Source organism: Alteromonas sp. ALT199 (assembly GCF_018619335.1).
GTDB lineage: Bacteria > Pseudomonadota > Gammaproteobacteria > Enterobacterales > Alteromonadaceae > Alteromonas.
Window position 1 is genome coordinate 1 of the sequence record NZ_JAHHDX010000033.1, and the last position, 1,202, is coordinate 1,202.

Annotated in this window: 1 protein-coding gene and 1 pseudogene; both read right to left on the minus strand. The window is 41.3% G+C overall.

The genetic code is table 11. The annotated features are described in order from the left end of the window. A pseudogene (locus KL866_RS03550) lies at positions 1-263 on the minus strand (PQQ-dependent dehydrogenase, methanol/ethanol family); the annotation flags it as partial. A gap of 243 nt (positions 264-506) precedes the next feature. Further along, positions 507-1,142, minus strand: coding sequence for a response regulator transcription factor (locus tag KL866_RS03555; RefSeq protein WP_025254475.1), 636 nt, complete (start codon positions 1,140-1,142; stop codon positions 507-509). Between the last annotated feature and the right edge of the window lie 60 nt (positions 1,143-1,202).

Sequence of the window (1,202 nt, forward strand, 5' to 3'; positions counted from 1 at the left end):
TCTTGCCCCCGCTGCTTTTCGTCACCAAAACTCATTACCCAAGCCGGCGATAGCATGTGTACGTTTTCTTTGTTAATTTGATCTAGCCCACTATACCGCTGCGCCTCGGGGCCCATACCATACATTAATACGTTTTCTGGCGTCTTAGCATCATTTTCAATATCTGCCCATGTCACGCCATCGCTTGCATATAAATGAGAACTTGTACCTAAACCAATAATTACGCTTAAGGCCAATGAAGCCTTTGAATAGAAATTTGCCATAGTTTTGTTTCCACTGTTACCTTGATATTGTGTTAACAGTATGTAACTAAGTGAAGGCCCCAATAAACGGAATCTGTCCTTCAGAAGGCGGGAAACTTTCCCTCACATTTTTTAAAAGTGAAAGTGCTAATGCTCTGATTTAAATGAAATATATTAATATAAAGAAAAAATCAGTACCAAAGAGGTGTATGTAGTAGACGAAAGTAGAGGGAAGTTTTCCCGACATTTCTTACTGAGGGTTGTTTAACTAGCAATTTTTATGTAGCCCTGCTTTATGGCAAGGTGCACGAATTCGGCGTTTGTCTGTAGATCCAGTTTTCGCTTGAGCTGGGTGATAACGTTTGAAACCGTTTTTTCAGAAATATTGAGACTTTCGGAAACCTGTTTTCGACATTGACCGTTCGCTATGCCAAGGAATATATCTAACTCTCTTTGTGTCAGATCTGTCAGGTTGCCTCCAGAATGGGACAGGTTGAATGTGGCAAGCTCAATTGCAGTAGTGTGTTCCAAATAACGTCGGCCCTTAACGATAGAGGTCACTGCGCTTATAAGTACATCTGGTTCACTTTGTTTGCTTACATATCCCATAGCGCCAAGCTTCATTGCTCTATCGATAATAGAAATATCGTCGAACATACTAAACATTAGTACTTTTGCGTCTTCCCAGCGCTGGATTATATATTCAGCTAGCGTGAGCCCACTGGTGGTCCCTAAATTGATGTCTAAAATAATGAGGTCGAAATGGTTGGCACGAAGTGCATTTGTAGCTTGCTGTGCATTTTTAGCATTGGTGACAACAGCATCATCAAGTACCGAAGTTAACAGCGTAGAAAAGCCTTCTCTCACTATTGCGTGATCGTCAACAAGTAAAATATCCATCGCATCGCTTTATTCATTTCACCGTGGATTGATGATGCCATGGCGGGGAAAAGAGACGAA

What these genes read in the sequence shown, in the direction of transcription:
- KL866_RS03555 (WP_025254475.1), bottom strand. Translation starts at nt 1,142, where the DNA reads ATGGATATTTTACTTGTTGACGATCACGCAATAGTGAGAGAAGGCTTT.